This is a genomic window from Roseiterribacter gracilis (assembly GCA_018332375.1).
GTDB classification, from domain to species: Bacteria; Pseudomonadota; Alphaproteobacteria; order BOG-932; family Roseiterribacteraceae; genus Roseiterribacter; species Roseiterribacter gracilis.
In genome coordinates this window covers 517518-540956 of record BOPV01000001.1, presented here as the reverse complement: position 1 = coordinate 540956, position 23439 = coordinate 517518, and the positions used below count along the sequence as shown (strand labels likewise).

General features: G+C 63.4%; 21 protein-coding genes and 1 tRNA gene. 10 read left to right on the top strand and 12 right to left on the bottom strand.

All coding sequences use genetic code 11. The annotated features are described in order from the left end of the window. Window positions 1–795, bottom strand: a complete 795-nt coding sequence (paaG, locus tag TMPK1_RS02605) for a 2-(1,2-epoxy-1,2-dihydrophenyl)acetyl-CoA isomerase PaaG (RefSeq protein WP_420241247.1) — start codon at window positions 793–795, stop codon at window positions 1–3. Window positions 796–970: 175 nt separating this feature from the next. Between paaG and paaA the strand changes: the two genes are divergently transcribed. The 5 genes from paaA to paaE are packed head-to-tail and all read left to right on the top strand — an operon-like array spanning window position 971 to window position 4531. Next, window positions 971–1954 carry a 1,2-phenylacetyl-CoA epoxidase subunit PaaA gene (paaA, locus tag TMPK1_RS02600; RefSeq protein WP_420241245.1) on the top strand — a complete coding sequence of 328 codons (984 nt, stop codon included), beginning with the start codon at window positions 971–973 and terminating at the stop codon, window positions 1952–1954. Continuing rightward, window positions 1954–2244, top strand: coding sequence for a 1,2-phenylacetyl-CoA epoxidase subunit PaaB (gene paaB / locus TMPK1_RS02595; RefSeq protein WP_420241244.1), 291 nt, complete (start codon window positions 1954–1956; stop codon window positions 2242–2244). The genes paaA and paaB overlap by 1 nt, the downstream gene beginning before the upstream one ends. Before the next feature lie 2 nt (window positions 2245–2246). Next, a complete protein-coding gene (gene paaC, locus TMPK1_RS02590) occupies window positions 2247–3002 on the top strand; it encodes a 1,2-phenylacetyl-CoA epoxidase subunit PaaC (RefSeq protein WP_420241243.1) in 756 nt (251 codons plus the stop codon). After that, entirely contained in the window at window positions 2989–3444 is a 456-nt protein-coding gene (paaD, locus tag TMPK1_RS02585; protein ID WP_420241242.1) for a 1,2-phenylacetyl-CoA epoxidase subunit PaaD, read from the top strand. The genes paaC and paaD overlap by 14 nt, the downstream gene beginning before the upstream one ends. A gap of 10 nt (window positions 3445–3454) precedes the next feature. Beyond that, window positions 3455–4531 (top strand): 1,2-phenylacetyl-CoA epoxidase subunit PaaE, encoded by a 1077-nt coding sequence (gene paaE / locus TMPK1_RS02580; protein ID WP_420241241.1) that lies wholly within the window; start codon window positions 3455–3457, stop codon window positions 4529–4531. Here paaE and TMPK1_RS02575 read toward each other — a convergent pair. Both TMPK1_RS02575 and TMPK1_RS02570 read right to left on the bottom strand, forming a co-directional pair. Then, window positions 4512–5117 carry a class I SAM-dependent methyltransferase gene (locus tag TMPK1_RS02575; RefSeq protein ID WP_420241240.1) on the bottom strand — a complete coding sequence of 202 codons (606 nt, stop codon included), beginning with the start codon at window positions 5115–5117 and terminating at the stop codon, window positions 4512–4514. The genes paaE and TMPK1_RS02575 overlap by 20 nt on opposite strands. Next, window positions 5114–6679 (bottom strand): MDR family MFS transporter, encoded by a 1566-nt coding sequence (locus tag TMPK1_RS02570; RefSeq protein WP_420241239.1) that lies wholly within the window; start codon window positions 6677–6679, stop codon window positions 5114–5116. The genes TMPK1_RS02575 and TMPK1_RS02570 overlap by 4 nt, the downstream gene beginning before the upstream one ends. A gap of 285 nt (window positions 6680–6964) precedes the next feature. Here TMPK1_RS02570 and TMPK1_RS02565 point away from each other — a divergent pair, with 285 nt between their 5' ends. Then, window positions 6965–8650: a M61 family metallopeptidase gene (locus tag TMPK1_RS02565; RefSeq protein WP_420241238.1), complete on the top strand. Its 1686-nt coding sequence runs from the start codon at window positions 6965–6967 to the stop codon at window positions 8648–8650. Here the strand turns inward: TMPK1_RS02565 and TMPK1_RS02560 are convergent. Then, complete coding sequence (locus TMPK1_RS02560; protein WP_420241236.1) at window positions 8647–8913, bottom strand: FtsB family cell division protein; 267 nt, start codon at window positions 8911–8913, stop codon at window positions 8647–8649. The two genes, TMPK1_RS02565 and TMPK1_RS02560, sit on opposite strands and share 4 nt — an antisense overlap. Before the next feature lie 246 nt (window positions 8914–9159). After that, window positions 9160–11301, bottom strand: a complete 2142-nt coding sequence (locus TMPK1_RS02555; protein WP_420241235.1) for a malate synthase G — start codon at window positions 11299–11301, stop codon at window positions 9160–9162. 103 nt (window positions 11302–11404) lie between these two features. Here TMPK1_RS02555 and TMPK1_RS02550 point away from each other — a divergent pair, with 103 nt between their 5' ends. Further along, window positions 11405–12331 (top strand): LysR family transcriptional regulator, encoded by a 927-nt coding sequence (locus TMPK1_RS02550; protein ID WP_420241234.1) that lies wholly within the window; start codon window positions 11405–11407, stop codon window positions 12329–12331. Window positions 12332–12333: 2 nt separating this feature from the next. Here TMPK1_RS02550 and TMPK1_RS02545 read toward each other — a convergent pair whose 3' ends face one another. Then, a complete protein-coding gene (locus TMPK1_RS02545) occupies window positions 12334–12963 on the bottom strand; it encodes a hypothetical protein (protein ID WP_420241233.1) in 630 nt (209 codons plus the stop codon). Between the two features lie 130 nt (window positions 12964–13093). Next, window positions 13094–14965, bottom strand: coding sequence for a CocE/NonD family hydrolase (locus TMPK1_RS02540; RefSeq protein WP_420241232.1), 1872 nt, complete (start codon window positions 14963–14965; stop codon window positions 13094–13096). 222 nt (window positions 14966–15187) lie between these two features. Between TMPK1_RS02540 and TMPK1_RS02535 the strand changes: the two genes are divergently transcribed. From TMPK1_RS02535 to TMPK1_RS02525, 3 genes are read left to right on the top strand one after another with little or no spacing between them, the layout of a single operon-like run. Further along, on the top strand, window positions 15188–15646 hold the full coding sequence (locus TMPK1_RS02535; RefSeq protein ID WP_420241231.1) for a (2Fe-2S)-binding protein: 459 nt from the start codon (window positions 15188–15190) through the stop codon (window positions 15644–15646). A 10-nt stretch (window positions 15647–15656) separates the two neighbouring features. Then, window positions 15657–17816 carry a xanthine dehydrogenase family protein molybdopterin-binding subunit gene (locus tag TMPK1_RS02530; RefSeq protein ID WP_420241230.1) on the top strand — a complete coding sequence of 720 codons (2160 nt, stop codon included), beginning with the start codon at window positions 15657–15659 and terminating at the stop codon, window positions 17814–17816. A gap of 3 nt (window positions 17817–17819) precedes the next feature. Then, window positions 17820–19148 (top strand): c-type cytochrome, encoded by a 1329-nt coding sequence (locus TMPK1_RS02525; RefSeq protein ID WP_420241229.1) that lies wholly within the window; start codon window positions 17820–17822, stop codon window positions 19146–19148. A gap of 5 nt (window positions 19149–19153) precedes the next feature. Here the strand turns inward: TMPK1_RS02525 and TMPK1_RS02520 are convergent, their stop codons facing one another. From TMPK1_RS02520 to TMPK1_RS02500, 5 genes are all read right to left on the bottom strand, one after another. Next, window positions 19154–19798: a TetR/AcrR family transcriptional regulator gene (locus TMPK1_RS02520; protein WP_420241228.1), complete on the bottom strand. Its 645-nt coding sequence runs from the start codon at window positions 19796–19798 to the stop codon at window positions 19154–19156. Window positions 19799–20252: 454 nt separating this feature from the next. Continuing rightward, window positions 20253–20759, bottom strand: coding sequence for a prolyl-tRNA synthetase associated domain-containing protein (locus TMPK1_RS02515; protein WP_420241227.1), 507 nt, complete (start codon window positions 20757–20759; stop codon window positions 20253–20255). Continuing rightward, window positions 20756–22420, bottom strand: coding sequence for a saccharopine dehydrogenase family protein (locus TMPK1_RS02510; protein WP_420241226.1), 1665 nt, complete (start codon window positions 22418–22420; stop codon window positions 20756–20758). Before TMPK1_RS02510 ends, TMPK1_RS02515 begins: the two co-directional genes overlap by 4 nt. Window positions 22421–22615: 195 nt before the next feature. Then, window positions 22616–22690: transfer RNA gene (locus tag TMPK1_RS02505), tRNA-Val, on the bottom strand. 76 nt (window positions 22691–22766) lie between these two features. After that, window positions 22767–23435, bottom strand: coding sequence for a class I SAM-dependent methyltransferase (locus TMPK1_RS02500; protein ID WP_420241225.1), 669 nt, complete (start codon window positions 23433–23435; stop codon window positions 22767–22769). Window positions 23436–23439: the final 4 nt, after the last annotated feature.

The window sequence follows — 23439 nt, the reverse complement described above, 5'->3', positions numbered from 1 at the left end:
TCAGCGGCCGGTGAAGTTCGGGGCGCGCTTCTCGAAAAAGGCCTGCACGCCTTCGCGGTAATCGTCGGTGCCACCCGCTTCGCGCTGCAGGTCGCGTTCGAGATCGAGCTGCGTATCGAGATCGTTGGTCAGCGACGCGTCCAATGCGCGCTTGATCAAAGCCAGGCCCGCGGTGGGCTGCGTCGCAAGTTGTTGCGCCAGGGCGGTTGCTTCGGCGAGCAGCGCGTCATCATCGACGGCACGCCAGATCATGCCCCAGGCAACCGCGGTTTCGGCCGAGACCTTCTCGCCCAGCAGCGCCAGCGCACGGGCGCGCGCCAGACCGATCAGGCGCGGCAACAGGAACGTGCCGCCGCTGTCGGGCACGAGACCGATTTTGCAGAAGGCCTGAATGAAATTCGCCGAGCGCGCCGCCAGAACGATGTCGCAGGACAGCGCGATATTGGCACCCGCGCCCGCCGCGATGCCGTTGACCGCGGCGATCACCGGTTTCGGCAGCGCGCGGATCTTGCGGATCAACGGGCCGTAGAATTTGTCGATCTGCACGCCCAGGTCCGGCTTGTTGCCGTTCAGCGGCGAGATCGACGGATCGGCGAGATCCTGGCCGGCGCAGAAACCGCGGCCGGCACCGGTCAGCAGCACGGCGCGCACCGCATCGTCTTTGCCGGCCCGGTCGAGCGCATCGGCCAGGGCCACATGCATCTCGGCGGTGAAGCTGTTCAGCTTGTCAGGACGGTTGAGCGTGATCGCGGCGACGCCCTTTTCGACGGCATACAGAACCGGTTCCGCGGACATCCTAGGCACTCCCGTGTGATACACCGCCAGGCGATCGGCCGTTTTCATACGTATCAGCCGGAAACCCGGCCAGCAACCCGGGCTTTGCCGGATTTCCTGCTCAACGTGATACAGTTTTCCTTGGCTGGCCATAAAAACCGTAGCATAGTCCGGCAGCGATCCGACGGAGGCTGCCGTGTACACGACCGAACTGCAGAAAAACGCCCAACCGACTGCCGTTGAAGACCCCGCCCGGGTCGCCGAGTTCGAGGCGCGGATCGCGCGCGACGAGTTCATCGAGCCCAAGGACTGGATGCCCGAGGCCTATCGCCGAACCCTGGTCCGGCAGATGTCGCAGCACGCCCATTCCGAAATCGTCGGCATGTTGCCCGAAGGCAATTGGATCACCCGCGCCCCGTCGCTCCGCCGCAAAGCCGTGCTGCTGGCCAAGGTGCAGGATGAAGGCGGCCACGGCCTGTACATCTATGCCGCCGCCGAAACGCTGGGCACGTCGCGCGAGCAGATGGTCGACGCGTTGCACAGCGGCAAAGCCAAATACTCGACCATCTTCAACTATCCGACGCTGACCTGGGCCGATATCGGCGCGATCGGCTGGCTGGTCGACGGTGCTGCGATCATGAACCAGGTGCCGCTGCAGCGCGCCTCGTACGGTCCCTATGCGCGCGCCATGGTGCGTATCTGCAAGGAAGAGAGCTTCCACCAGCGCCAGGGCTTCGAAATCATGATGGGGCTGGCTGCCGGCACGGCGGCGCAGAAGCGGATGGCGCAGGACGCACTGAATCGCTGGTGGTGGCCGTCGCTGATGATGTTCGGCCCGCCCGACGACAACTCGCCCAACAGCGCGCAATCGATGCGCTGGCGCATCAAGCGCGAGACCAACGACGAGCTGCGCCAGAAATTCGTCGACGTGACCGTGCCGCAGGCCGAAGCGATTGGCCTCACCATCCCCGACCCCGATCTCACATGGAACGAGGCGCGCGGCGCGTATGATTTCGGTGCGATCGATTGGGATGAATTCTATGCCGTCGTGCGCGGCGAAGGCCCGACCGCAAAGGAACGTCTGAAAGCACGCAACGACGCCTGGAACGAAGGCGCCTGGGTGCGCGAAGCCGCGACGGCGCATGCCGCCAAGCGCGCGCGCAAAGCGGAGGCTGCGTAATGTCGTCTTCTGGTGAATTCGCGCTCTGGGAAGTGTTCGTGCGCACGCGCAGCGGTCTCAATCATCGCCATGTCGGCAGCGTGCACGCCGCCGATGCCAAGATGGCGATCGAAGCAGCCCGCGATACCTACACGCGCCGGATGGAAGGGATCAGCCTGTGGGTGGTGCCGTCGGCATCGATCACCGCGTCCGATCCGGGTGACGCCGACGCGCTGTTCGCGCCGGCCGAAGACAAGGTCTATCGCCACCCGACCTTTTATCCGATCCCCGACCACATCAAGAACATCTGACCATGGGCGCAGACCGCAAAGACATCGCGCGCTACGCGATCTCGCTGGGTGACGACTCGCTCATCCTCGGCCAGCGACTGGGCGAATGGTGCGGCCACGCGCCGACCTTGGAGATCGATCTGTTTCTCGCCAACATTGCGCTCGACCTGATCGGTCAGGCGACGTTGCTGCTCGACTACGCTGGCACGTTGGAAGGCGAAGGTCGTGACGGCGACAAGCTCGCCTTTCATCGCGACGTGTTGGACTTCACCAATTGCCTGCTGGTCGAACAGCCTAACGGCGATTTCGGCCGCACCATTGCGCGCCAGTTCCTGTTTTCGAATTTCCAGCTGCTGCTGTTCCAGGCGCTGTCGAATTCGACCGACGCAACCATCGCCGGGATCGCGCGCAAGGCGGCGAAAGAAGTCGCCTATCACGCGCGCGTCGCAAGCGAATGGATGGTGCGGCTCGGTGACGGCACCGAAGAAAGCGCGCAGCGCGTTGCCGAGGGTCTCGACTGGTCGTGGCGCTTCGTCGACGAGCTGTTCGAAGCACCCGACGCAAAGCTGATCGAGGCTGGCGTTGCAGTCGATCCGGCCAGCTTCCGTCCTGCCTTCGACGCAGCGATCGACGCGGTGCTGCGCGACGCCTGCCTGGCGCGGCCCGCCGATCGGCGCGCGACGGTTGGCGGCCGCCGTGGGCATCACTCCGAACATCTCGGCCATTTGCTGTCGCAGATGCAGTTCCTGCAGCGGACCTATCCGGATGCACGCTGGTAGCATCTGGACGTTGCTCGACCACGTTCCCGATCCCGAGATCCCGGTGATCTCAATCGTGGAACTCGGCATCGTGCGCGACGTGACTGAAGGTGCGGTCGTGCTGACGCCGACCTATACCGGCTGTCCCGCGACCTTTGCGATCGAAAGCGCGGTGCGCACCGCGTTGGACAAGGCCGGCTTCAACGACATTGCCATCACGCGCCAGATCGATCCGCCCTGGACGACCGATTGGATCAGCGAGACGGGTCGCGAGAAGCTGCGCGCCTACGGCATCGCGCCGCCGCCGCATTCGAACAATCTGCGCGGCACCACGACGCCCGCCTGCCCCCAATGCGGTTCGTCGCATACGGAAGAGCTGAGCCGCTTTGGTTCGACGCCGTGCAAAGCGCTATGGCGCTGCCTGGACTGCGCCGAACCGTTCGATCACTTCAAGTGCCATTAGCGAGACGTGCATGTCGGTCGGATTCCACAAGCTGCGCATCGCCGAAGTCCGGCGCGAAACGCCCGACGCGGTGTCGATCCTGCTCGACGTTCCCAAAGACACCGCGCATCTGTTCAAGTTCCGCGCCGGCCAGCATCTGACCGTGCGTGCCGACTTCGACGGTGAAGAAGTGCGCCGCAACTATTCGGTCTGCGTCGCACCGCATGAAGGCGAGCTGCGTATCGCGGTCAAACAGATTGCCGGCGGTGTGTTTTCGACCTGGGCCAACGGCACGCTGCAGGCCGGGCACGAGCTGGACGTGATGCCGCCGCATGGCAGCTTCACCTGGGAATTCGACGGCAGCGCGAAACGCCACTACGTTGCTTTTGCCGGCGGCTCGGGCATTACGCCGATCTTGTCGCTGTTGCGCACCGGGCTTGCCGCCGAACCGAACAGCCGCTTCACCTTGTTCTACGGCAACCGCAACACGCCGCAGATCATTTTCCTCGAACAATTGGCGGCGCTGAAAAACCGGTACATGGACCGGTTCGAACTATTCCACTTCCTCGAAGACGAAGAAGAGGAAATCGCGCTGTTCAACGGTCGTCTCGACGCAGCCAAGATTCAAGAACTGCTGACCGTGCTGATCGATCCGGCCAAGATCGATGCGTTCTTCATTTGCGGCCCCGGCCCGATGATGGATGCGGCCGATGAACAGTTGCGCGCACGCGGCGTGCCGACCGATCGCATTCTGATCGAACGTTTCACCACTGGCGCACCGTCGGCGAGCCAAGCGGCCGCTGCGGCTGCTCTCGCGGCCAAAGCCAGCGGCGCGCGCATCTCGATCGGTCTCGACGGACGCCGCACCAATATCACCTTCGACGCTGCCAAAGGCTCGATCCTCGAAAGCGCGCGCGCGGCAGGCCTGCCGACACCCTATGCGTGCAAAGCCGGCGTCTGCGCCACCTGCCGCGCCAAGGTGATCAGCGGCACAGTCGAGATGAAAACCAATTACGGGCTCAGCCCTGCCGAAGTCGCGCAGGGTTACGTGCTGACCTGCCAGGCCGTGCCGACCAGCGACAACGTGGTCATCGACTACGAAGGCTGAGCCACACCGTAGCGCCGCCACAAGCGGCGTCTTCGACGACATGGTCGATCAACGTAAAGCCGCTCGATGCGAGCAGCGCCTCATAGTCGCTTGCGTCGAGGCTCGCGTGATACAGCGCCTCGCCGCGCCAGGTGCCGATCGTCACGTCGCGCTTCGACCCGCTGGTGAAGAGCAACGGCGCACCCGGCGCCGCGTGCTGCGCGAAAATCGGGAACATCGACGCCTGCTCATCTTGTGTGAGATGAAACAGGCTGTGCCACGCCACGATCCCGCCGAAGCGCCGGCGCAGATCGAGCCGGCGCATGTCGGCAACGATCCAGTCCTGCTGCGGAAAGCGCTGCTGACAAAGCGCGATCAGCGACGGTGACGAGTCGACGCCCGTCACCGCACAACCAGCCGCGAGAAGATCGCGCGCGATCGGTTCACCCGATCCGCAGCCGAGATCGAGGATGCGCGATCCAGGCGCGGCTGCGGCGACGAAGCGCTTGATCCACGACGCCTCGCCATCGGGACGACGATGCTGCCGGTCGGCGTCCCACCCCGCCGCGTTGCGCTCATAGATGTTGATGACGTCGTCGGCGCTCATGCCTGGACGTTGGGCTCCGGCTGTTGCGGCGGCATCCGCGACTTCAACGGAAGATGCGGCACCAGCAGCGTTGCGACCAACGCTGCGGCAACGACGATCAGGCTCAGCGTGAAGGTGTGCGTGATCGTGCCGGTGATGGTCGACCGTACAGCAGCCGGCAGATCCACCATCGTCGCCGCCATCGCATGCAGCTTGTCGAGATTCATGCCCGGCATCGTGTCGCCCAGATTGTCGCTCAGCCCATTGGTCAGAATGGTGCCGAACACGGCAACGCCGATGGTCGAGCCGATCTGGCGAAAGAACTGGTTCGAGCTGGTTGCGACGCCAAGCTGGTTCATCGGCAGCGCATTCTGGATTGCGATGTTGAACACGCTTGAGGTCGGCCCCAGCCCGACGCCGAGCACGAACATGCGCCAGCTGAGATCGAGGCGGCTCGTATCGGCATCCATGCGGCTGAGCAGAAAGATGCCGACGAAGGTCAGCACGACGCTGCCAATCATCAGCGGTTTGTACTCGCCGGTTTTCGACACCATCCGGCCCGCGACGATCGAACTGCCGATCAGACCCGCCATCAACGGCAAGGTCGTCAGGCCGCTGATCGTAGCGTTGACCGACTGGCCGATCTGCAGGAACAGCGGCAGAAAGGCGAGCGCGCTCATGAACGACATCGAGATCAGAAAGCCGGCGAAGTTCGCGGTGCTGAACACGCGGTTCTTGAACAGCGACAGCGGCAGGATCGGATGCGACGCGTAGCGTTCGTTGACGATGTACAGAACCAGCCCGATCGCGAACGTCGCGAACAGTCCCAGCACCAAGGCCGAATCCCACGGGCGGAAATGTCCGCCGAAGGTCAGCGCGAGCAGCAGCGGCACGATGCTGACGATGATCAGGCCGGCACCGATAAAGTCGATCTTGCCTTTGGCCTGATGCGACATCTTCGGCATCATCACGATCACCATGAACAGCGCCAGCAGACCCAGCGGCAGGTTCAGGTAAAACACCCAACGCCAACCGGCGACGACATGGCCGAACAGAGTCATCGTGCCGTGATCGGTGAAGTAGCCGCCGACCAACGGACCGATCGCGCTCGACAGGCCGAACACGGCGCCGAACATGCCGCCAATCTTGCCGCGCTCACGCGGGGGATAGAGTTCGCCGATGATGGCAAAGGCGGTCGTGAACAGACCGCCGCCACCGATCCCCTGCACGGCGCGAAAGGCGATCAGCTGAGTCATGCCGCCGCCCAGCAACGGAACGTCGCCCAACTCGCCCGACAGGCCGCACAGCCACGACCCGACGAGAAACAAACCGATACTCACCAGCAGCACCGGCTTGCGTCCGTAGAGATCGCCAAGCTTGCCGCAAATCGGCACCGCGACCGTCGAAGTCAGCAGGTACGAGGTCGTGACCCAGGAATAGAGCGCAAGCCCGTGCAGCTCGGCGATGATGCGCGGCATTGCCGTGGCGACGATCGTCTGGTCGAGCGCCGACAGGAGAAACACGATCATCACGCCGGCGATCGTGAATTTGCGCTCGGTCGAGGTGAAATGCGCTGCAGTCACGGGGGTAATCCTGTGTCGTGGGCCGCGCTCTATACACGCCCCTCGCCGCGGATTCCCACGTCATTCTGCGGTTTCGGCGGCAACACAGCGCTGCAAAGCTGGCTGTTGCCCCGAATCCGGTTTCGAGGTTCTATAAGGCAACAGGTTTGTGTCGCTGCATCATCCATGCACCGCGACCGGTGGATCCGCATAAAGCGCCCACGCACCTAGCGCTTTCACAGCCCCTCAGAAAAGAAATTCTTGTGCAGCCCGCGTAGGCTCGGTTCGAAATCGAGGGACCTTGCGATGCGCCTTGTTCGGACCGTTGGACTTTTCCTGGGCCTGCCCGTCGCCGCAATGGCGCAGTCGGCACCGCCGTCGCTGGACCTGCTGCTGACGCCGCACGTACAGAACGGCGCGGTGCGCGACGTGGGCGTCACGCTCAAACTCGAAAAGCCGAACGTCGCCGAAGGCACCGCACTGCTGCGCATGCCGACCTTGATCGTTTCGATTCCCGCCACACGCTATGACGGCGATGCGGTGCAGGCGCGCGACGATGCCGGTCCGTTGCCGTTGACGCAGAAAGACGAAGCACCGACCCCGACCGGCACCTATCGCCAGTGGTTGCCGACGCGCGCCACGGTGGGCGACGTCGTCGTCACCGCCAAAGCGCCGCCGCGCGTGGTCGACGCAACCACGCGTACCGGTCCGCTGTTCGATCTGCGCGCCGACGGTGGCGGCGTGTTGGGCGCCGGCATCACCTTCCTGCCGCTGCCCAACACCAAGAATCCCTATCGGCTGCGCGTGCATTGGGATCTTGCTGCGCTGGGACCCGACGCAACCGGCGCATGGAGCCTGGGCGAAGGCGACGTGCAGACGGTTGGTCCGGCCGAGCTGCTGGCCTTCTCGTTCTATGCAGCAGGTCCGCTCAAGACCTATCGCAACGGCAATTTTGCCATGTACTGGCTGACCGATCCGCCGATCGCACCGTCCGACGTCGCTGCGCGGATCCAGAAGCTCTACGCCTACATGTCGAACTTCTTCGACGACGCCAACGCGCCGTACCGCGTCTTCATCCGCCACAACCCGCATCGCGGCGGCGGCGGCACGGCGCTCGCCAAGTCGTTCATGTTCGGCTGGAACGAAGCGACCGCACCGACTCTGGACTCGATGCAGGATCTGCTGGCGCACGAGATGACGCACAACTGGCCCAAGATTGCGGGCGAGCATGGCGACACCGCCTGGTACAGCGAAGGCAACGCCGAGTTTTACTCGCTCGTTCTCTCCTACCGCGCCGGCGTGTTGACGCCGGACCAGTTCCTCGAACGCATCAACAAGCGGGCCGCCGATTATTATTCCAATCCGCTGCGCAACGTATCGAACGGCGAAGCGGCCAAGCGCTTCTGGAGCGATTGGAGCGCGCAGCGCATTCCCTACGGCCGCGGCTTTCTCTATCTGGCGCTGACCGACGCCAAAATCCGCGCCAAGAGCAACAACAAGCACAGTCTCGACGACATCGTGCTGGCAATCCAGGCGCAGCAGCGCGCGAAAAAGACGCCGGGCATTGCGGACTGGATTGCACTGGTCGGCAAAGAAATCGGCGCCGACGCACAGCGCGACTATGACTCGATGGCAGCAGGCAGGCCGGTGGTTCCGACCGGCGCCTTCGGACCGTGCTTCAAGTTGGTCGCGACGAAAATCCGTCCGTTCGAACTCGGCTTCGACGAAGCAGGCTTGATGGGCGACAAGAAAATCGTGCGCGGGCTGGTCGCAGGATCCGCGGCTGCACAAGCAGGCCTGCAGGAGGGCGACGAGATCGTGCAGGCAAGCGACACGCTGGAACTGTCGCGCAAGCCCGACGACGCGATGCTGGTACGGGTGAAGCGCGGTGACGGCGAGAAGCTGATCGCCTACGTCCCGCGCGGCGCGGCCGCACAGTCCTATGGATGGGTGCGCAACACGAAAATCGCCGACAGCGCCTGTCGCCTCTAGCGCAGTACGACGACGTCTTCGCCCGCGACGTAGTTCAGGGTCAGCCGTGCCCGCTCTTCGAGCAGATCGAGATCGAGCGCTTCGGGACGCAGTCCAGCAACGCGCTGCTGGGCTGCCTCCCGATGCGCTCGCACCTTCGCCATGTCGCCTTCAGCGCGCGCAACCTGCGCATCGAGCCTGGCCAGCGCTGCCAGGCCACGGTCGCCGTGCAGCGCGTAGTAGATAAAGTAGATGCCGATGAGCGCGCACAACAGGGTGACCATGCTGCGCGCACATTGGCGTTTCATTCGCTTTGACACACGATTTTGAATCACGGTGATTCACGGGCCGCAAGCCCGTGATTCAAGAGTCTGTTTTGACTCATGTTTTGAGTCGGCGGTGATGACCGGATTCCGCGTCAGGCCTGCCGAATCAATGTCATGTCCCCTCTCCCCGAGGGAGAGGGCTAGGGTGAGGGTTCAACATCCTCACCCTCCCACGCGCTTTGCGCGCGGGCCCCTCCCTCTCCTTCAAGGAGAGGGATTTTTCACCCGCAACCGGAACTGATGCAGCAGCGGTTCGGTATAGCCGTTGGGCTGTGCGGTTCCTTCGAACACCAGCGCGCGCGCTGCTTCGAAGGCGAGGCTCGATTTCGGATTGGGCGCCATCGGCTTGTAGAGCGGATCGCCCGCATTCTGCCCGTCGACCTTGGCCGCCATGCGCAGCAGTGCCGCTTCGGCTTCGTCCTTGGTGCAGACGCCGTGCAGCAGCCAGTTGGCCATATGCTGCGAAGAGATGCGCAAGGTGGCGCGGTCTTCCATCAGACCGATATCGTGGATGTCGGGCACTTTCGAACAGCCGACGCCCTGATCGACCCAGCGCACGACGTACCCCAGAATGCCCTGCGCGTTGTTGTCGAGTTCGTCGCGCACATCCTGCGGCGTCCAGTTCTTGCCCGCCGCCAACGGAATCGTCAGCAGCAGATCCAGCGCCGGCGGCGTCGAACCTTGCAGCTCTTTCTGGCGCGCGAACACGTCAACCTCGTGATAGTGCAGCGCGTGCAACGTCGCTGCGGTCGGGCTCGGCACCCAAGCGGTATTCGCGCCGGTTTTCGGGTGACCGATCTTCTGCGCCAGCATGTCGGCCATCCGGTCCGGCGCCGCCCACATGCCTTTGCCGATCTGCGCTTTGCCCGACAGGCCGCATGCCAGACCGATCGCAACATTGCGTTCTTCGTAGGCCTTGATCCAGGTCGCGTTCTTCATCTCGGCCTTGCGCACCATCGGGCCCGCTTGCATCGACGTATGCATTTCGTCGCCGGTGCGATCAAGGAAGCCCGTATTGATGAACACGATGCGGTCGCGCACCGCGTGAATGCAGGCGGCGAGATTGGCCGAGGTGCGACGTTCTTCGTCCATCACGCCGATCTTGATCGTGTGACGCGCAACGCCCAGCAGATCTTCGATCGCATCGAATAGACGGTTGGCGAAGCCGACTTCTTCCGGCCCGTGCATCTTCGGCTTGACGATATAGATCGAGCCGGTGCGGCTGTTCTTGAACTTGCCCTTCCCTTTCAGGTCATGAAGCGCGATCGCGCTGGTCATGATGCCGTCGAGAATACCTTCGGGCGCTTCCGAACCGTCGGCAAACTTGACCGCAGGGTTGGTCATCAAATGACCGACATTGCGCACGAACAGCAATGAGCGGCCGTGCAACGCAAAGCTCTTGCCGTCGGGCGCGGTGAATTCGCGGTCGCCTTCCAGCGCGCGCGTCATCACCTTGCCGCCCTTTTCGAACGAGGCTTCGAGGTCGCCGCGCATCAAGCCCAGCCAGTTGCTGTAGGCTGCAACCTTGTCGTCGGCATCGACAGCGGCAACCGAGTCTTCCAGATCGACGATGGTCGACAACGCCGATTCCAGCATGACGTCGGCGATGCCGGCGGGGTCGGTCTTGCCGATCGCATGGTTGCGGTCGATCACCAGCTCGATCGCGAGACCGTTGTGGCGCAGCAGGATCGCGCTCGGATTGGCGGCGTCGCCGCGATAGCCGGCAAACACCGACGGATCTTTCAGCGCCGGCGACAGCGCGCCGTTCGCAACCGAGAAGCCCTTGGCGTCGGTGTAGCTGCCCGACGCAAGCGGCACCGCTGCGTCGAGAAACTGCTTCACGCGCGCAACCACCTGCGCGCCGCGTTTCGGGTCGTAGCCTTTTTGCGCCGGACCGTCCTGCGGCAACGCATCAGTACCGTAGAACGCGTCGTACAGGCTGCCCCAACGTGCATTGGCTGCGTTCAACAAGAAGCGTGCGTTCAACACCGGCACGACAAGCTGCGGCCCCGCCATGCGCGCCAGCTCGGCATCGACATTTTCGGTGTTGATGGTGAACTTGGCCGGCTCGTCGACGAGATAGCCGATCTCGCGCAGGAAGGCCTGATACGCCTTGGCGTCGATCTCGCCTTTGTGCGCGCGATGCCAGTCGTCGATTTTGGCCTGCAGCGCGTCCCGCTTGGCCAGCAGTTGCTTATTCTCGGGCCCGTAGGTGTTGAAGATCGCGGCGAAGCCCAACCAGAATTTTGCGACGTCATCGATGACGCCAGGCAGAACCTGACCTTCGATGAAGTTCACCAGCGTCTCGGCAACCTGAATTCCGGCGCGATCGATCATACGGCTCATCGGACATCCTCAAGAATGAGCGGCGAGCCATAGAACAAGGCCCCGCCCCGCACCAGACGGAAAGAATTGAAAGGATCTTCTCCCTGGAGGAAAAGATGCCCGCATGGACGAAGATTACGCCTTGTTCGCGAGTGTCATCGAGGCCGGCAGCCTGTCGGCCGCGGGACGGCGGCTGCACCTGTCGCCGGCGATGGTGTCGAAACGCCTGGCTCGGCTGGAAGCGCGCCTAGGCGCGCGGCTGATCCATCGCACCACGCGCCGGCTTTCGACCACCGACGTGGGCCAGGTCTTTTACGAAGAAGTCGTCGCGATTCTGGCTGCTGCCCGCGCCGCCGAAGCACGCGTCGCGGGTCGTGCCGGCACGCCGTCGGGCCGGTTGCGTGTTTCGGCGCCGACCTCGTTCGGCCGGCTGCATATCGCGCCGCATCTGAAACCGTTTCTCGAAGCCCATCCGCGCATCGCGATGGAGCTGGAACTGACCGATCAATTCAGCGACTTGCTGGGCGATCGTTACGACCTTGCGATCCGCATCACACCGTCGCTCGAGCCCAACCTCACCGCCTACGAGCTGGCGCCCAACCGTCGCGTGTTGTGCGCGGCACCGAGCTATATCGAAGCGCATGGCGCGCCGAAGAAGATCGACGATCTCGCCAAACACCAGCTGCTTGCTGCAACCGGGCAATTGCCGTGGCGCCTGGAAGGTCCGGGCGGCGAAGCGATCGTCACCGGCAACAGCCGCGTGCGCACCAATTCGAGCGAAGTCGCGCGCGAGTTGGCGATTGCGGGCCTCGGCATTGCGCTACGTTCGACCTGGGATGTCAGCCGCGAACTGCGCGACGGCGTGTTGAAGCGCGTGCTGCCCACTTATCAGGGCGCGACCAATGTCGGCATCTATGCCGTGCATCCACTGACGACGATCGTGTCGCCCAGCGTGCAGGCCTTCATCCAATTTCTCACCGGCCTGTATGCGCCGGTCCCGCCGTGGGACCGGGCGCTAAACCAGAAGTCGTCGCGTAAACGCAGTAGCTGACCTCACTTCGGGCAGCGCGACTGGATCAGCCGAACTGCATCCCGATAGCTGGGTTGAACGCCCGGCTTTACGTTCGACGCTTCAACGCACGCAGATTTCATATCGCCCGCACCTGCGAGCGACATCGTCAGCAGAGCCATCGCGTCCGGCGTTATGCCGTCGATCGCCACCGCCTTGCGCAAGACAGGTACGGCATCGGCATAACGTTCCTGCAACGCAAGAAACCGCCCGTAGTCGACATACACGCCGTTCGAATGACGCGGTTTGTTCAATGCTTGTTGGAAAAATTTGTCGGCGCTTGCAGCGTCCTTGTCGCGCTCAAGAACGACCACTGCAAACCCGTGATAGACGTCCCCGTTCGCGGGATCCGTCAGCCAACCTTGATTGAAACGTTGAATCGCGGCGGCTAGATCGTTTCGACGCAAATAGGTCCAACCAAGTTCGACGGATTTGTTCGACGCTTGTTGCGGCGAGTATCCCTGTTCACGCACGGCGCGCAAAAATTTATCGTCAGCTTCGACCATCGCAGGCGTCTTGTTGATCCCGCCATACATCGGCTGCTGATTGGCCGGATACTCCGTCGCATACGCAACTTGCACGAAAAAGAAAGTGACGGCAGCAAGGGTCCGCATCCGCGTCCTCCGTTGTTACCGATATCAATATCGCCGCGGTAAATTGGCGTAAAGCGCAGAAAATCGCACCTGCCGAAATCTACCAGTGCGACGCCGGTCCACACGGGAGCGGCGCCGCGCTGGCCTAGTCCTACGGCATCACGTCGAGTTCGAGGAAGGACGGCGTCTTGGCGCTGTGATGCACTTCGTTATGCGCCACCACCGGCTTTGACTCCGACACGTTGTCGCCGCCCGTATTCAGGTTGCGTGCGAACTTGGGGAAGTTCGACGACGTGACCTCGACGCGGATGCGATGGCCGACGCCGAACTGCGTGCTGGTCGTGTTCGGCGTCAGTTGCAGGCGGTACGTCTCGCCCGGCTGCATCATCACTTCCTTGTCGTAGCCGTCGCGATAACGTGCACGGATGATCGTGTCCGCCACGATGTACGCCGTGCCGTCAGGCATCACGTCGACCAGCTTGACCGCGAAGTCGGTGTCTTTCGCGTCCGAGCTGACATGCAGCACCGGCGTCACCCACCCAGTCACGGTCAACGGCGCGGTCAATTTCTCGCTGCTATAGACCAGCACGTCCTGGCGCGCCTCGATGACACGTTGGTCGTAGATGCCGCCCGGCGTCAGCGCACCGTTGCAGCAATCATTGCCGCCGATCGTTTGCACCGGCACGGTCGGATCGTAGGTGAACTTGTCCGACGCTTCGGTCGCCGCGGGCTCTTTCTGGTCGAGACGCCCGTCGCCATAGAGGCTGTTCGCCTTGCCGTCGCTGTGCAGATAGAAGCGCAGTTTCTTTGCTTCGCGCGGCGGCCACTGGGTCGCAGCGTTCCACTTATTCTCACCGATCGTGAAATAGCGCACGCGCGGCGTGTTGTCGGCGAAGGCGGTTTTGTCGTTCTTCAGCCAGCGATCGAACCAGGCAAAGACCTGACCTTCGACGTCGAAGCTCGCATCACCGACCGAGCGGTCGCCGATCTTGGTGTTCGAATCCAGCTTGGCAAACTGGCAATGCGTGTTCGGTGCGATCACCGCATATTGCGTGTCGGCAATGCCGGGGCGCGCACGCAGATTGTTGAACAGCTCAATGTTGGGGCCGCTCGACACGTCGTACCACGAATTGAACCACAGCGTCGGAACGCCCCAATCCTCGTTGTCGTGATAGAGGCCGCTTTTGAACCAGGCCGGATCGTTCGGCTTGCGCACGATGAGCTTCTCGTACGTGCCCGGCGGTTCGCCCATGCCGGTCAGAAGTTCGGTCAACGGCAGATGCGCGATCCGCTTCGTCCAGTCGACCTTCGGCTTGGTCGCGGCGAGATCGTTGTACTTGCCGACGCGCGCACGCATCGCCGCATCGAGATCCTGCGGCAGCTGCGCGCGCAACGGATTGTCGACGCCGTAGAGCCAGACAAAGAACAAGGTGCGCGGCACGCCGCCCGTATACCAATTGCCCTGTTCCTGAAAGCGGCCGACGCGACCGATGCCGGCGCCCGATGCCATCGGAATTGCAGCGGCGTGGGCCGGATGTTTCATCGACGCCAAGCCGAGTTGCCACTCCGCTGTCGACGAACAGCCGAGCGTGCCGACTTTGCCGTTCGACCATTCTTGTTTGGCGAGCCAGGTCAGCGCGTCATAGCCGTCGGTGCGCGGATGACCGAGCAACTCGAACTCGCCCTGCGAGTAATAGCGGCCGCGTTCATTCTGCTCGACATAGGCATAGCCGTGCTTCACCGCAGCGACCGCGTTGGCGAGTTCGCCGCCCTTCATCTGCTGAAAGTTGTAGGGCGTGCGCACGAAGATGATCGGCAGTTTACCGGTGGCGTTCTTCGGCCGGATGATCGTCGTCGACAAGCCGACGCCGTCGCGCATCGGGACCAGAACTTTCTCTTCGATGGTGGCGCTGTCCCTGAGCATCTTCTCGAGAATTTCAGGCGCGTATTTCGAATAGGTCTCAGCCGAGACGTCGCTCGTAACGAGTGATGTCAACAACAGCAGCAAGCCAGCGCGCTTCATACGTCCCTCATTGCGATTCTGCTGCGAACAATAGCGGGCTGCACCAAACAGTGCAGGATTATTCAAGACTCGCCGCCGGCCTGTCGTGGTTGACGATTTCGGCGCGCGGTAGAGCCGTTGTGGGATGAAGCCCGACCAGTAGTCGCAACTTTATTTCGATCTTCTGACCGATCACCCCCGGGCGTAGCGTCATTGCTCTTCTGCTGCAGGAGCGAGGGCGCCATGGCGACGTTGAAGATCAACGGTGAGACCAAGAACTTCGAGGCGACGCCGGACACGCCTCTTCTCTGGGTGCTGCGCGACGTGATCGGCATGACCGGCACCAAGTTCGGCTGCGGCATCGCGCAATGCGGTGCCTGCACCGTGCATGTCGATGGCAAGCCGGTGCGTTCCTGCCTGCTGCCCGTCAGCGCGGTTGGCGATCGTTCGGTCACGACGATCGAAGGCATCGGCGCGACACCGGCAGGCGCCGCGGTGCAGAAAGCGTGGCTGGAGCTCGAAGTGATCCAGTGCGGCTATTGCCAGTCGGGCCAGATCATGTCGGCCGCCGCTTTGCTGGCGACGACGCCCAATCCAGACGACTCCGATATCAACGCAGCAATGGCGGGGAACATCTGCCGTTGCGGCACCTATGTGCGTATTCGCGACGCGATCAAACGCGCCGCCGGCAACGCAGCATAAGGAGGCGGTGATGCAGCTCGACGATCTCACCATCTCCCGCCGCAACCTGCTGCAGGGTGCCGCTGCCTCCGGCGTGTTGCTCGCCTTTCACATGCCGGTGCGCGCCGCAACGGGACCGTTTGCGCCCAACGCCTTCATTCGCATTGCCGCCGACAATACGACGACCTTGGTGATGCCCCAGGTCGAAATGGGCCAAGGCACCTACACCTCGATTTCGATGATCCTGGCGGAAGAGCTCGACGCAGACTTCGCGAAAGTCGCGCTCGAACATGCGCCGCCCGACGACAAGCTCTACGCCAACCCGCCATTCGGGCTGCAGGCGACCGGCAACTCGAATTCGATCCGTGCCTTCTGGACGCCGCTGCGCACCGCCGGTGCGGCTGCGCGCGCGATGCTGCTGCAAGCGGCCGCGTCGCAATGGAAGGTCGATCCCGCAACATGCAGCGCGGCCAACAGCATGGTCACGCATGCCGCAAGCGGCCGTACCATCGCCTTTGGCGCGTTGATCAATGACGCGGCGCGGCTGACCCCGCCCGAAAAACCGGCGCTGAAAGATCCCAAGAACTTCACGCTCATCGGCAAGCCGTTGAAGCGGCTTGATACGCCCGAGAAGACCAACGGCAAAGCCGTCTACGGCATCGACGTTCTGTTGCCGGGCATGAAATTCGCCGCCGTCGCACAATGTCCCGTGTTCGGCGGCAAAGTCGCGAAAGTCGACGACACGGCCACGAAAAAGATCGCCGGCGTCTACAAGATCGTGCAGCTCGACGACGCGGTCGCGGTCGTTGCCGACACGACCTGGACGGCGAAGAAGGGACTCGCCGCGCTCGACATCACCTGGAACGAAGGCGCCAACGCCAAAATCTCCTCGGCAGAGATCTGGGCCGATCTACGCGCGGCGAGTCAGAAAGATGGTTTGGTTGCCAAGCATGAAGGCGACGCCGCCAAAGCGCTTGCGCAAGGCGAAAGGATCGAAGCCGCGTACGAGCTGCCCTTCCTCGCCCATGCGCCGATGGAGCCGCTCAACTGTGTGCTGCAATTGACCAAAGACAAATGCGAGATCTGGATCGGCACACAGGTCATGACGCGCGTGCAAGGCACGGTGGCGCAGCTACTGAACTTCCCGCTCGACAAGGTCGTGGTGCACAACCATCTGCTCGGCGGCGGTTTCGGGCGGCGGCTCGAACCCGACATGGCGCTGCTGTCGGTGCGCATCGCGCAAAAGCTCGACGGAGAACTGGAGGGCTCGCCGCTCAAAGTCATCTGGTCGCGCGAAGAAGACATCCAACACGACGTCTATCGTCCGGTCTATCGCGACACGATTGCGGCAACGTTGCGCGACGGCAAAATTGACGCGTGGAACTACCGCGTCACCGGTTCGTCGGTGCTGGCGCGCTGGTTGCCGCCTGTCTTCGAAGCACTCAAAGGCGTCGATTTCGATGCGGTCGATAGTGCCGCGGACATGCCGTACGACATCCCGAACAAGCATGTCGAATTCACCCGTGCGGAACCGCCCGCCGTACCGACCGGCTTCTGGCGCGGCGTCGGTCCCAACAACAACGTCTTCGCCACCGAATGTTTCATCGACGAGTTGGCGAAGAAGGCCGGCAAGGATCCGGTCGCCTTCCGCGTCTCGATGCTCGACAAGGAACCGCGCCTTAAAGCGGCCGTGCAAATGGCGGCAGAGAAATCCGGTTGGGGACAGGCGCTGCCCGCGCGCGTCGGTCGCGGCATCTGCGCCCAGGTTTCGTTCGCCAGTTTCATCGCAACCGTCGTCGAAGCCGAAGTCGACGAGCATGGCGAAGTCAGGTTGCGCCGCATCACCTCGGCGGTCGATACCGGCATCGCGGTCAATCCCGATACGGTGATCGCGCAGTTGCAAGGCGGGCTGATCTTCGGCCTCACCGCTGCCTTGTGGGGCGAGATCACGATCGAACGCGGCCGCGTGCAGCAGTCGAATTTCCACGACTACCGCATGCTGCGCATCGACGAAGTGCCGCGCATCGACGTGCATGTGATCAAAAGCGGCGAAGCACCCGGCGGTATCGGCGAGACCGGCGCCAATGCGGGTCCGCCCGCCTTGCGCAACGCGATTTACGCTGCAACTGGCGTCGCGCTGCGTCGCCTACCCATCGATCGCGCCGCCTTGGCCGGAAAGAGGAGCGCCTGACCGATGCGCCGTACCCTGCTTACCATCGTCGCCATTCTGGTCGTGATCGCAGGTGCGGTCGCGCTCTGGTTTCTCAGCGCGCCCGGCCCGCTCAGCTTTGCCGGCGGCAACAAAGTCGCGCTTGCGTCCTACAAAGACGGCAAGCCGACCGGCGTGCCGGCCGAGCTGCAACAGGCCAGCATCGAAAAGCGCGGTGAATATCTGGCCCAGGCCGCCGACTGCATGGTGTGCCACACCGCGCCAGGCGGCAAAGAATATACTGGCGGGTTTGCGTTCAAGCTGCCGTTCGGCACGCTCTATTCGACCAACATCACGCCCGACAAGGAAACCGGCATCGGCAATTACAGCGACGCCGAGTTCCTGGCGGCAATGCATCGCGGCGTTCGACGCGACGGTGCGCGCCTCTACCCGGCCATGCCGTACAATTCTTACACCTACGTCACCGACGAAGATGCGCTGGCGATCAAAGCGTATCTGTTCAGCCTGCCGCCGGTGAAAGCGCCGGCGCGCACCAACACGCTCGCCTTCCCGTTCAACCAGCGTTGGGGCATGGCGTTTTGGTCGGCGTTCTTCAATGAAGATGTTCGCTTCCAACCCGTGGCCGACAAAAGCGCGGATTGGAATCGCGGCGCTTATCTCGCAGAGGCGCTGGCGCATTGCGGCGATTGCCACACGCCGCGCAACCTCGCTTTCGCGCTCGACAACCGCAAAAAATTTGCGGGCACGGTCAGTGCGGGCTGGTACGCCTACAACATCACCACCGACAAAGGCGCCGGCATCGGTGCGTGGACCGACGAAGCGCTGCTGTCGTATCTCAGCACCGGTCATGCGCCCGGCCATGGCACCGCGTCGGGCCCGATGGGCGAAGCGGTCGACCATAGTTTCAGCAAACTCGCAGCCAGCGACGTACGCGCGCTGGTCGCCTATCTGCGCAGCGTGCCCGCCAAGCCATCGTCGGATCTGCCGTCGACGCTCGCCGGCGTCGCCGCCACGTCGCACCGCCAAGGGCCCGACAATGGGCGCGGCAAGCAGATCTTCGCGGGCGCTTGCGCCAGTTGTCACGACTGGAGCGGCGTTAGTGCGATTACACCGACCGCAACCTTGACCGGTGCACGCGCGGTCAACGATCCCGGCGGCACCAATGTCGTGCAGGTCATCTTGACCGGCATGCAACGGCCGAACGGTCTGGTGTCGATGCCGTCCTTCGGCAGCATCTATTCCGATGCGGATGTTGCGGCGCTCGCCAACTACGTGACGGCGCGGTTCGGCAGCAAGGGGTCGACGCTTACCGCAAAGGACGTCGCCAAGCTGCGCCAGCAGACGGCGCAATAGCGCCGTCAGAGGTTGAGCAGGACCTTGGCGTAGATCGGTTCGAGGCGGATGCGTTCCGCTTCGGACTCGCGGATCGCCAGCGTGTAGTAGCCGATCTGGTGGAAATAGATGACGCGCGCGCGGATGAAGGCTTCTTCGCCTTTGAAGCCGTAGGCCTTCATCATCTTGGTCAGCGCGTCGATGCGCTTTTCGTCGACACGGCGCACCGCCTTGGCAACCGCCGCGTCCTTGCGTGCCCAGTCGCGGATCGCGGTGTCGAAGGCCGGGCTATATTCCTTTTCCGCGATCCACATTTTGGCGACGTCGTGGAAATGCGACTTGTCGTGGCGCGCCGCCTCTTCAAAGGCACGCAGCAGCGGACCGGTGTTGGTCGCTTCCCAATGTTCGAGCAGCGCTGCCAATAGATCGGCGCGATCGGTAAAGTGCCAATAGAAGCTGCCGCGCGTCATTTTGATGTCGCGGGCCAGCCGGTCGACCTTGACCCGATCGACGCCGCCTTTCAGCAGCGCCGACTTTGCCGCTTGCAGCCAATCTTCGCGCGTCAGCGACGGCAGCGTTTTCTTGGCTTTTCCTTTGGCGTGCGAAACCGGGGTTCGCGAAGCAGGCGCGCGCGACGCGGTCTTCTTGGTCGCGGCTTTTTTGGTCGCCATCGATCTTTCCCGAAAGTTCGAGCGAGCGACCATACAAGCGGCGCCCTTCTCCATCCAGGCTTGTATGGAGACGTTTTTGCGTCGTTGCCAAGCACCGGCCGATGTCAGCGATGTGAATGACGATGTTTAAAATGTAATTGGATCGCAGATTTAAAACCGCTGATCCTATTTTTGGATTGAATCGTTCGTCGGACCGTCCGGAGACGCGATCATTTGCAACACGATGACCGGACTCGAGGAAAAACTGTTCCAGATCGCGTGCAGGTGCGACGGATTGTCGACAATCGCGCTGCTGCGTCGACCGGCGATGCGTGCGGCATACAGGCCGCGTAAAATCTGCACTGTCGCGGAATATCAGCGATGGTACGTGCGTTCTATCGTTGCCTGACCCTCGCGGTTCGAAACGCGGTGATTCGCGCTCGTCAATTTGTGGGAACCGTACCCACGCAATCGCTCAGTTGCGGCGCGCTTGCTCCAGATCGACGATCAGCGGCGCGTGACATACCAGAGTCAGCCAGCGCACCAGTTCGGTGCCGCGTAGGATTGTCGTGGCACTGTTGCGCAGCGGATGCACGCCGACATCGTCGTCACCGGCAAGCGTGCGATCGAGCACGACGCGCACCCGACCGTCGCGATCGTTGAACGCAGCCAAGGTGGTCACCGAACCAGGCTCGACACCCAACGTCTCGATCAGCAAGTCTGGACGGCCGAACGAGAGACGCTTGGCGCCGATCAAACTTGCGACGCGCTTGAGGTCGAGCGGCAGCAGTGCCGGCGCCGTCACCAGGAACAGCGCACCGTCCGCATCTTTGAGAAACAGGTTTTTGGTGTGCAGTCCCGGGATCTTGTCGTGCAGTGGCGCGCTTTGCTCGACCGTGAAGACCGGCTCGTGTTCGATGGTGGTGAAGGCGACGTCAGCCGCATCCAGGCTGGCGCGCAGCGCCTGTTCGGCCGGCGTCATTGCCGCACCAGCCAACCGCGATAGCGCACGATCAGCCCCGCCAACGGATGGCTGATTTCGACGAAGAAGTGAAATTTGCCGTCTTCGACATGCTCGTGCGCGTTCGAGCGCGGGCAGAACCACATCGGCAGCGGAATACCGAACGCGCTCCAGCGGCGCAGCACGAGACGCAAGGTCCCGCCATCAACGACCAGCGCCATGGCAAAGATCAGCGGGCCGAACCGTTCGCAAACGAGATGTTCGGAGCGGCCACGCCCCGCGAACTGATCGCTGGAAAAAGTTTCGCTGCCGAAGCTGCGCGTCCAGGTCTCGGTACCGTCGCGCTCGGTGAACTGCACCTGCACCGGAACGTCGGCGTTCGCTGCGGGAAATCCCATCAACCGCCCCGCCATCCGGGCGAGCCAACTCGTACCGCGTTCGACGCTGGCGTGGCCGCGCGCCGCGCCGGTGAAATCGTGCATCGCGCGAATCTCCGCCGGCAGCGCGTCCCAGGCCGTACCGAGAATGCGCGCATAGAGCGGCGCGTTCGGCGCCGGCTCGTCGCGCACGCCGGTGTAAATCGTGCGGCTGGCGAAAAGCCGGTCGTACGCGTCCAGTTCAAGGTCGTGCAGGCCGGCGCGCGCGCCGACCGGTGGCGGATCACCGTCGAGTGCACGACGCACCAAGGCCGCAACCGCCATCGACGGGATCAACGGCCCGTCATCGCCTTCGGCAAGCAGATGCCAGGATCGTTTGCGCGCAACGCCCGCCGCGTCGGCGCCTTCGACTTCGACGAACATGCCGCCGCGATGTTCGCCCCATCGCACAGTGTTCGTCGCTTCGTGCATCAAACCCGCGATTGGCAAAACGCTGCGCAGCACGTTCCAGCGCACGAGCCAGGCCAGTGCGATCAGCGCGCGATGCAGAAGTTCCGGAACCGGTGCCGCTCCCATCCAGATCGTATCGACCTCGGTACGGACCTGGGGAAGCACGTGCGGCTCGGGCGCGTCGACCAGCGAGAATAGTCGGCTGTGCAACGGCAAACGTCCTGGCGGCGCGATTGTGAAGCGCATCTGCTCGGTGAATGGATAGGCGGTCGTTTCGTGACCGTCGCGGCGCAAGGTGATCGCTTGGCCGGCATAGCTTGCGATCGCGCGGATCACATTCTCACCGACACCAGCGAACGGCGAAGGCGCGATCCCGCCGCGGATCGCATCGACGCGGACAAGATCCTTCGCCAGATGACGCACGACCGCCGCACTCAACACCGGAAAGCTCGATACGCCCGACAGAACATAGACGCCCGCTGCGCGCGCAGCCGCATCAAAGTCGGCAATGCCGGCAACGAAGTCGGCTCCGTCGGCGAGATCGAGATACTGCACGCGCTGCGCAAGGCAGGCTTCGACGACGCGGTAGCGCGCTTCGCCATAGGTCTGGAACGGACCGCTGGCATCGATCAGAAGGTCCGGCTGTAACGCGGCGAGCTGCAGCGCGACGTCACCGTCGCGATCGAACTGCGCCGCGACCAACGTCGCTTGTGCCTGTTTGAACCCGGCGCATGCCGCGCGCGCTTTCGGCAACGAACGTCCCGCGACGAGGATCGTCAGGCGCGGCTCGTCCTGCAAAAGCTCGACGATGCGGCTGCCGAAAATTCCGTAGCCGCCGACGATCAGAAGTTTCATCCGAGGAACCGTTCTCGTTCGTCAGGATCGGGCGGGCGTCGGGTAAGGACGGAACAGCGGGATCGGTCCGGTAGCGATAGGCGTGCGGTACCGAGGAGTGGATGGCCTGCCATCCGGAGCTGCGCTTGGCAGGGTCAGTCCTCCTTCGCCAAGGCTTCGGAGGACATCCTACGCGCGCAGTCGCGCTGCGTAGGATGGTGGGCGCGGTAGGGATTGAACCTACGACCCCACCCGTGTGAAGGGTGTGCTCTGCCGCTGAGCTACGCGCCCATCCGAGCCGCGCTGTATACCGGCGCCCCCCAGGCCCTGCAAGGGGATCCCCCGCGGCGGGCCGCCGCTGCGCCGCTCAAGCCCGCGCCAGCAGCTGCGCGCGCATCGGCTGATCCAGGATGAAACCGCCCTGCCCGCCCGGCTCGGCGGCGGCATGGAACGCCGCTTCGATCTCGTCGCGGCGCGCCGCGATGATCGGCGCGCGCATCATGTCCGCGGCTGTGATGCGCACGGCGAACTGGCCGAAATTCTCGAAGATCTCGCGGCGCACATACTCGACTTCGCGCACCAGCCGCAGACGCTGCGACGTCACCGCCTGCTTGATCGCGTCTTGCGCCTGGTTACGCACGATCGTCTCGTCTTCGACGATGCGCAGCGCGTCGAAGAAATTGCCGGTCGGCAACGGCTCGATCACCACCACCGGTCCGGTCGCAACGCGCGCCGCATCCTGCAGCGCGGGCACCATCACCGGTGCGGGCACGTGATGCAGCGAGTTGAGAAAGATCGCGGCGTCGAACGCGCTGTCCTCGAACGGCAGGTCTTCGCCCGGCGCAACCAGAAACGTCGCCTCGGGAACGGACGCGCGCGCTGCGTCGATCATGTTGGCGGCAGGATCGACGCCGGTCACGCGCGCACCCAGTTTCGACAGCGCCTTGGCAAGCGTTCCCGGCCCGCAGCCGATATCCAGCACGCGCTTGCCGTCGAGCGGCGCCAGCACATCGCGCAGGAAGGACATCGAGTCCATGCAG

Excerpts from the sequence above, each read along its gene's own strand:
- paaG (WP_420241247.1), bottom strand. The coding sequence starts at position 795 with ATGTCCGCGGAACCGGTTCTGTATGCCGTCGAAAAGGGCGTCGCCGCG.
- paaB (WP_420241244.1), top strand. The coding sequence starts at position 1,954 with ATGTCGTCTTCTGGTGAATTCGCGCTCTGGGAAGTGTTCGTGCGCACG.
- paaC (WP_420241243.1), top strand. The coding sequence starts at position 2,247 with ATGGGCGCAGACCGCAAAGACATCGCGCGCTACGCGATCTCGCTGGGT.
- paaD (WP_420241242.1), top strand. The coding sequence starts at position 2,989 with ATGCACGCTGGTAGCATCTGGACGTTGCTCGACCACGTTCCCGATCCC.
- paaE (WP_420241241.1), top strand. The coding sequence starts at position 3,455 with ATGTCGGTCGGATTCCACAAGCTGCGCATCGCCGAAGTCCGGCGCGAA.
- TMPK1_RS02575 (WP_420241240.1), bottom strand. The coding sequence starts at position 5,117 with ATGAGCGCCGACGACGTCATCAACATCTATGAGCGCAACGCGGCGGGG.
- TMPK1_RS02565 (WP_420241238.1), top strand. The coding sequence starts at position 6,965 with ATGCGCCTTGTTCGGACCGTTGGACTTTTCCTGGGCCTGCCCGTCGCC.
- TMPK1_RS02560 (WP_420241236.1), bottom strand. The coding sequence starts at position 8,913 with ATGGTCACCCTGTTGTGCGCGCTCATCGGCATCTACTTTATCTACTAC.
- TMPK1_RS02555 (WP_420241235.1), bottom strand. The coding sequence starts at position 11,301 with ATGAGCCGTATGATCGATCGCGCCGGAATTCAGGTTGCCGAGACGCTG.
- TMPK1_RS02550 (WP_420241234.1), top strand. The coding sequence starts at position 11,405 with ATGGACGAAGATTACGCCTTGTTCGCGAGTGTCATCGAGGCCGGCAGC.
- TMPK1_RS02545 (WP_420241233.1), bottom strand. The coding sequence starts at position 12,963 with ATGCGGACCCTTGCTGCCGTCACTTTCTTTTTCGTGCAAGTTGCGTAT.
- TMPK1_RS02540 (WP_420241232.1), bottom strand. The coding sequence starts at position 14,965 with ATGAAGCGCGCTGGCTTGCTGCTGTTGTTGACATCACTCGTTACGAGC.
- TMPK1_RS02535 (WP_420241231.1), top strand. The coding sequence starts at position 15,188 with ATGGCGACGTTGAAGATCAACGGTGAGACCAAGAACTTCGAGGCGACG.
- TMPK1_RS02530 (WP_420241230.1), top strand. The coding sequence starts at position 15,657 with ATGCAGCTCGACGATCTCACCATCTCCCGCCGCAACCTGCTGCAGGGT.
- TMPK1_RS02525 (WP_420241229.1), top strand. The coding sequence starts at position 17,820 with ATGCGCCGTACCCTGCTTACCATCGTCGCCATTCTGGTCGTGATCGCA.
- TMPK1_RS02520 (WP_420241228.1), bottom strand. The coding sequence starts at position 19,798 with ATGGCGACCAAAAAAGCCGCGACCAAGAAGACCGCGTCGCGCGCGCCT.
- TMPK1_RS02515 (WP_420241227.1), bottom strand. The coding sequence starts at position 20,759 with ATGACGCCGGCCGAACAGGCGCTGCGCGCCAGCCTGGATGCGGCTGAC.
- TMPK1_RS02510 (WP_420241226.1), bottom strand. The coding sequence starts at position 22,420 with ATGAAACTTCTGATCGTCGGCGGCTACGGAATTTTCGGCAGCCGCATC.
- TMPK1_RS02500 (WP_420241225.1), bottom strand. The coding sequence starts at position 23,435 with ATGGACTCGATGTCCTTCCTGCGCGATGTGCTGGCGCCGCTCGACGGC.